Origin of the sequence: Bacillus sp. JJ1521, assembly GCF_036965165.1 — a bacterium.
Taxonomy (GTDB): domain Bacteria; phylum Bacillota; class Bacilli; order Bacillales; family Bacillaceae_L; genus Ferdinandcohnia.
On sequence record NZ_JBALOX010000153.1, the window covers coordinates 1 to 6455 of the forward strand.

The 6455-nt window shown below is 37.8% G+C and carries 6 protein-coding genes; 1 reads left to right on the forward strand and 5 read right to left on the reverse strand.

The annotated features are described in order from the left end of the window. Positions 1–54: 54 nt before the first annotated feature. From V7147_RS19065 to V7147_RS19080, 5 genes are all read right to left on the reverse strand, one after another. Complete coding sequence (locus V7147_RS19065; RefSeq protein WP_335369413.1) at positions 55–453, reverse strand: hypothetical protein; 399 nt, start codon at positions 451–453, stop codon at positions 55–57. Positions 454–571: 118 nt separating this feature from the next. After that, a complete protein-coding gene (locus V7147_RS19070) occupies positions 572–2488 on the reverse strand; it encodes a vWA domain-containing protein (RefSeq protein WP_335369414.1) in 1917 nt (638 codons plus the stop codon). A gap of 10 nt (positions 2489–2498) precedes the next feature. Beyond that, the gene (locus tag V7147_RS19075; protein ID WP_335369415.1) at positions 2499–3338 is read right to left on the reverse strand and encodes an AAA family ATPase; all 840 of its coding nucleotides are present in this window, start codon (positions 3336–3338) and stop codon (positions 2499–2501) included. 267 nt (positions 3339–3605) lie between these two features. After that, positions 3606–3692: a putative holin-like toxin gene (locus V7147_RS25255; RefSeq protein ID WP_420708861.1), complete on the reverse strand. Its 87-nt coding sequence runs from the start codon at positions 3690–3692 to the stop codon at positions 3606–3608. A gap of 114 nt (positions 3693–3806) precedes the next feature. Next, entirely contained in the window at positions 3807–5045 is a 1239-nt protein-coding gene (locus V7147_RS19080) for a DHH family phosphoesterase (protein WP_335369416.1), read from the reverse strand. Positions 5046–5230: 185 nt separating this feature from the next. Between V7147_RS19080 and V7147_RS19085 the strand changes: the two genes are divergently transcribed. Beyond that, positions 5231–6455, forward strand: a 1225-nt coding sequence (locus tag V7147_RS19085; protein ID WP_335369417.1) for an MATE family efflux transporter, incomplete at its 3' end; no start/stop codon positions are given.

Sequence of the window (6455 nt, forward strand, 5' to 3'; positions counted from 1 at the left end):
GCGCCTGGAGCTAGACATTGAAGAAAAACAGGAGAGGCGAGGCTCTCCTGTTTTTTAGATTTTACGGACAGTAATCGCGTTGGTGGTCTTTCTTACAATACAATCTTCGATATCAGCTTGTCCAAGCAATCCTAGTGTAATCGCTGCTTCTATCTTCTGCTGATCGGGTTGCTTAATAATTTGAATACAATCAACAAGATTTAATTCTTCTAATCTGTTTACCATTTTCTCATCATGATAGCTTTCAGACCAACGTATTTGTCGTTGAATCTTGTAATCTCCTACGACCGACTCTCCTTTTTCCTGCTTTCCTACTGTTTCGTCAAAATAACCATTAAGGACCTTCTTCAATTCCTTTAATTCCTTGTCAATTTCCTTCGCCTTTTCACTTAATGTGAAAAATCTTGTAATTAGCTCCTCTGGTAGTTGTGTAAAATGGTTCGAATCCTGCACTTCCTTCACCCCTATATTCTTGATACTTCATCATATGATTTATGGTGAGGGAACATTCTTTCATAGAAAAAAATCCAGCTATAAACAGCTGGATTTACGTTAATAGATTTACATTTGCTTAAATGCTCTTATACAACAGCTTTTTCAACAATGGAAATAAAACATCTGGCAATTGGTCGATGTTTGGTACCAATATGCTGTACTTTCCGTAAATGTTTTGGATTGTTGTTTGTTGGCCTTCATCAATCTCTCCATTTGATAAGAAGACATTGATGACTTCGATACCATGTTTTCGTGCTTTAAGCACAGCTTCGTGTGTATCGATAATTCCATTTTGTTCATAATCAAATGCTGCTGGTTCGCCGTCAGAAAAGACGAGAAGGAATTTTTGTTTTTCTGTTCGCTGCAGTAGCTTTTTCGTTTGCAAACGAATCGAAAAACCGTCGCGATTATCTTCCTCTGGCTCGAGCTGCATGATTTCCGCACCATAGCTTCGTTTTAGACTAGAATCGAAATCAATAACTGTTTGCAGGTAGTTCGGTTGCTTCGTACTATCTGCATCATTGGTATCCTCCCAGAAACCTGTAACATCATGAGGAACCTGAACAGATTTTAAGGCTTCGTGAAACAGGGCGATCCCTAGTTTTGTTTGATCCATTTTATCAAACATAGAAGCGGAGCAGTCGACTAACAATGAGAATACAGCATCAATTTGATGGGATGGCTGTTCTTTTTTATAGAATAATCTTGGATTATCGTCCGTAAAAATACGAATGAGCTTTTTATTTAATCGTCCAAAATGCAAGTCTCCTCTCGGGAGATTCTTTTTATGCTCCAATGTTTTTAGGATCATTTGCTTTAGCTTCTTCTGATATGGTGCGATTACAGCTTTGTTTTTCTCGTATTGGAGGACTTCAGTGTCTGTTGGTTTGCGTGCATTCTTAAAGAACGGAAAGGCAAAGCGATTTTCTCTTCCAAATTCGGATTCTGAAGAACCTTCTTTCTCAGAATGCATCATTTCCATTGCCTCCAGTTTGGAGTAATCACTGTCTTTACTTTGACGTGACGATCCTTGGGCAATCCCTAACGCTTGGTCCCCTTCTTCGCCTTCTCTTGCCCCTTCTCCCATCAGATTCGTTCTTGATCCTTGTTCTAAATCAAATTGTAAAAAGCTTTTCGTTGGTGTGCTAGTTTCCCGATGCCAGGTTTCGAACTTCTCCTCATGGATATCTTCATCCCCTTTTTTCACATCATCAAGCACATCGTTGTTTTTCAACTTATCCTTGCGTTTCAAGTCATCGATTGTTGAGCCGTATTCAAGGATTTCATAATCAAGCTCTGGTAAATGAAAATACGTGTTTAACATGTCTTCATCAAGGACATCTTCTAGAACATCGATGATTTCTTCACAAAGTTTAATAATGTCTTTTGTTGTTTTTGCATCAAAGACTTTCGCAATTTGACTCCGTAGAAATGGAATAACAAGATCAATTTTATGTTGAATCGATGGAATTTCTTCAAGCGGAGACTCGGCTGTTAAAAGGATAAACATGGCATTAAACAGTGCATCAGATGGAACACTTTTAACTATGTTGACATGAAGTTGATCTCCATAATATTTTCGATAGATCCTTCGTCTTTCAGTAAAAGATTTTCGCGTTCCGGGACGTTCTTTTATACAAAGCTCTTCTAGACGAAAATCCTCAAGAAGCATGAACAGCTGTTTAGCAAAGCTTGGAAGCTCGCTTTTTTTACAATATTTCAAATACTGATCAATATCTTTAAAATTCGTGTGTTTCATACTTCCGATTGTTCGTAAATAGACATCACTTAATAATCCATTCCGTTTGTCTGCGGTCGGTCGATTATCCCAAAAATGACTTATGATGGCTTTTTGTTGAATGGGATCGAGATATGATTTATAGCCTAACTCAATTTCAAATTCAGGATTTTTTGAGATTGTTTTGGCAAGGTCGGATAATTCCATGAACAGGAAGGAGTCGACCTTTTTATCATTAAATTGAATAAATCTCATTATATAAACCTCACTCAAACAGAGTTTCTGCTATATTTTTAACCGCTGCTTTCTCTCGATCATCCTCAAGTTTTTCAGTAATACCCCGTTCAATAGCGCGTAATGGCGGCATGTACATAGCTAAATCACATGTATCAATCAGCGCTCTAATAGACGCAGCCTCTTCTGATAGCATACCACCACGAACCTGTGTGATTAGATCAGATGATAAGGAGACAAATTTATTGATTAATTTTTCATCATGTAATACAGACTGTGTTTTAAGAACTTCATTTAGTGTTTCTCCTTGAATATATGGAACGTCAATGACAACAAAACGATTTTTCAACGCTTCATTTAAAGGAACAGTCCCCACATACCCTTCATTGATCGCAGCAATGACCCCAAAGCCATTTTCCGCACGAACCACTTCAGCTGTAAAAGGGTNNGTTTCTGGCTTTGCCATGTTGATTTCATCAATATACAGAAGATACCCTTTCTTCATTGCATTAATGACCGGGCCTGCAACAAATTCGATTTTCATTTTTCCTTCACGATCTTGAATGGTTTTGTAGCCAAGTAAGGCTTCTGCATCAAGATCAACAGAGCAGTTGATGCTGTACATTGGCTGCTGAAATAAATTTGATATCGTTTCGGCAAGCTTTGTTTTCCCTGATCCAGTTGGTCCCTTTAGGAGGACATTTTTACCAATACTTAGAGCAATAATTGCGTCACGAATAATGTTGATATCTGAAGGTGTATAGCCCCCATTGCCGATTAAGTGCTCATCGCCTGACACTTGGTTCTTTCTATTTGAAATTTCTGTTTGTATATTTGTCGGTAACTTCAAATTTTCCAGTTGAATTGTCATGAAGTATCAAATCCTCTCGTATATATCTTCTTATACCCTCATGATTTTACAGAAGTTTGTATAGTGGGGCAATGAATTCACCTTGAAATTTAAGTATTGGTGACATTTTTGGTGAAGATATGGTATGATAATTATAAATAGTTGTAAAATACAAATAGACCGCAGATGTAGCGAGCATCTACGGCCTAGCAATAGAATGGTCCCACTAAGAGGATCAGCCTAATACAGAGATAGACCTCACCCGATTTTTAGCGGAAAAAGGGAGGTCTATTTTTTATTGTTGTCAAAAGATAAAATCGCAACAACAAGAGACGCAAACGAAAGCATAATCACCAGGCTTTCAAAAATCGTCATATAGGCATCACCCCCTTTCACTGGGAGCTTAGCCGACCACCCTTATGGACAACCTATTGCCATTTCATTATAGCACATTTTACCACGCGAACACACGTTTCATTTTCAGAAGTTTTAAAATTGGTTCTTTATACTTACTAATGCGCCGTCTAAATTTGCTTTTATTGCATCTTCTTTCTTATTTAAATGCTCGCGAATATAGGAAATAAGTTCATTATCAAAGGCTAAGCCACTAGCAAATTGACGTTTTACAAAACGCTCCGCTTCATCAAATGAAGAAAACTTTGCATCAAGCGTTTTTTTATCGTGGTGGATAACCCACTTTTCTTCTTTTTTGAAAATAAAAGACTTCTCTCCTTTACGATTCACAAAAAGAGTTCCATTTTCTTTCTCTTTTACGTTAAGTTGGTTCTCAGGTGCATCATGGCGAATCGCATACAATGGGAACGTATTTTTTACAAAAAGCTCAAATGCCGTGTCACCAATTGAACAACCAGATGCTTTTGGATGTCCCCCTCCGCCAAATCGCTTAGCAAATTCGGATACATCAACTTCATCATAGATAGTACGAAGGCCAATCTTTTTCGTACCAACATTCAGAATCGCAATCAAGTCTAGGTGTGGGTTTAGCTTGCCTAGCGCATTTCCAAGTTCAGAAATATATTGCTCGGCATGAACAACCCCAACACAATAGTCCTCGATAAACGTCTGCACCATTTGTCTATTTTTCGAATTAATATAGCGCTCGATTTTCCGATCTTCCGTATCTAATAGAAAATCCTCAGCTTCTGTTAACTGAAAGGAATCTCGATTGTTTTGAAGTCTATCCAGCATTTTACCTTCAAATTCCTCAATTCCAATGATAAAAAATAAATCATTGAGACGTTTTGCACTGACTCGATTTTCAGTTTCCCATTCCCACGTATCATAGAGCCTTACTAACTCAATAAATTCTTCTAAACCTTTATGTTCTTCAATCAGATTTTTTTCACGAAGAAATTCATAGTAAAGAGAGGTTGCACATGTTTTCTTGCCAGATTCATATTCAGCCTGTACAAATCCCCAGTCATATTTATTAAAATGCATGGCTGTTTTATGATGGTCAACCATCTGTATGTGGCGACCTGCTTTATGACGCTTTTCCAATGCCTTTTCATTTTTGTCATTGACAGCAAGATCGGTTATGTATACTTTTGCTTGATTGTGTTCGGGATTTTCAATATATGTTTCCACACGCTCGTTTAAGTTTCGGTAAGAGCAATAGGAGACATCAACTTCATCACCAAATGCTAGCTTGGCAACAAGTCCACATCCTACTCCATCTAAATCACTATCTGAAAATAATTTTATCAAGTTGAATTCCCCCTTTACTCCTAGTTTCGATTAGATTGGCTATTTTCATACCCGATTACTACTTTACACTAAAATTGGGAAAAGGACGAGTCTTGCATTGTTTATGATTAAATTTCCCCTTCAATCATGTCGTTTTTGTGATATAATCCATTAATCAGAATAGAAGGGCTTAAGGAAATTGTACTATGAATCAAACTTTTAGTTTAAAAGAAAAAATTAAATTATTTTTTCATATCCTCTTTCCCATACTCGTTACACAGGTTGGTCTAAATCTCATTTATTTTGTGGATACAATGATGTCAGGTCGTGCAGGAGCAAATGACCTTGCAGGTGTTGCGATTGGGTCGAGTCTTTGGGTGCCAGTATATACTGGGTTATCTGGGATTTTGGTGGCCATCACACCTATAATCGCCCAATATGTTGGGGCTAAACAAAGGGATAAAGTGCCATATTCAGTGATGCAGGGTGTTTATATTTCAATCATTTTAGCTTTAGTAGTTGCAGTTATTGGCGGGTTTGTGTTAGAGCCCATTTTAGGGACAATGAAGCTTGAATCCGAGGTTCGTGAAATTGCGAAAGAATATATAATCGGTCTATCATTTGGAATTGTACCGCTTTTTGTGTATTCGGTACTTCGCTCATTTATTGATGCGCTTGGTCATACGCGTGTGACAATGATAATTACCCTTTCTGCATTGCCGATTAACGTGTTGTTTAATTACTTTTTGATTTTTGGGAAATTTGGATTTCCTGAGTTGGGCGGTGCTGGGGCTGGATATGCAACTGCGATTACGTATTGGCTGATTGTGTTAATCGCTGTTTTGATTATTTTAACTCGAACACCGTTTGTTGAGTATCGTGTATTACGCAAGTTTTATGCTATTTCGCTTTCAAGCTGGGGTGAAATATTGAAGCTCGGATTGCCAATCGGGTTTGCAATCTTTTTTGAAACAAGTATATTTTCTGCCGTAACATTGTTAATGAGTGAATTTAATACCATTACGATCGCTGCACACCAGGTTGCAATCAATTTTTCGAGTTTGCTTTATATGATTCCGTTAAGTATTTCGATGGCTTTAACGATTGTTGTTGGCTTTGAGGTTGGAGCGAATAGATTCAAGGATGCAAGACAATATAGTGTTTTAGGCATTTGTTTCGCAGTGTTGATGGCACTCGTCTGCGCTACGATTATTTTTACTCTCCAAGAGCCTATTGCAAAAATGTACTCGACAAATGTTGCAGTTATCAAGTTAACAACTCAATTTTTAATATATGCTATCTTCTTCCAGCTTTCAGATGCGATTGCTGCACCTATTCAAGGAGCACTTCGCGGCTACAAGGATGTAAATACAACCTTTGTGATGACACTAATCTCGTATTGGGTAATTGGGTTGCCAGTTGGGTATGTGT

Bases quoted from the DNA above. Each gene is read 5' to 3' on its own strand.
- V7147_RS25255 (WP_420708861.1), bottom strand. From the start codon at position 3,692: ATGACGATTTTTGAAAGCCTGGTGATTATGCTTTCGTTTGCGTCTCTT.
- V7147_RS19070 (WP_335369414.1), bottom strand. From the start codon at position 2,488: ATGAGATTTATTCAATTTAATGATAAAAAGGTCGACTCCTTCCTGTTC.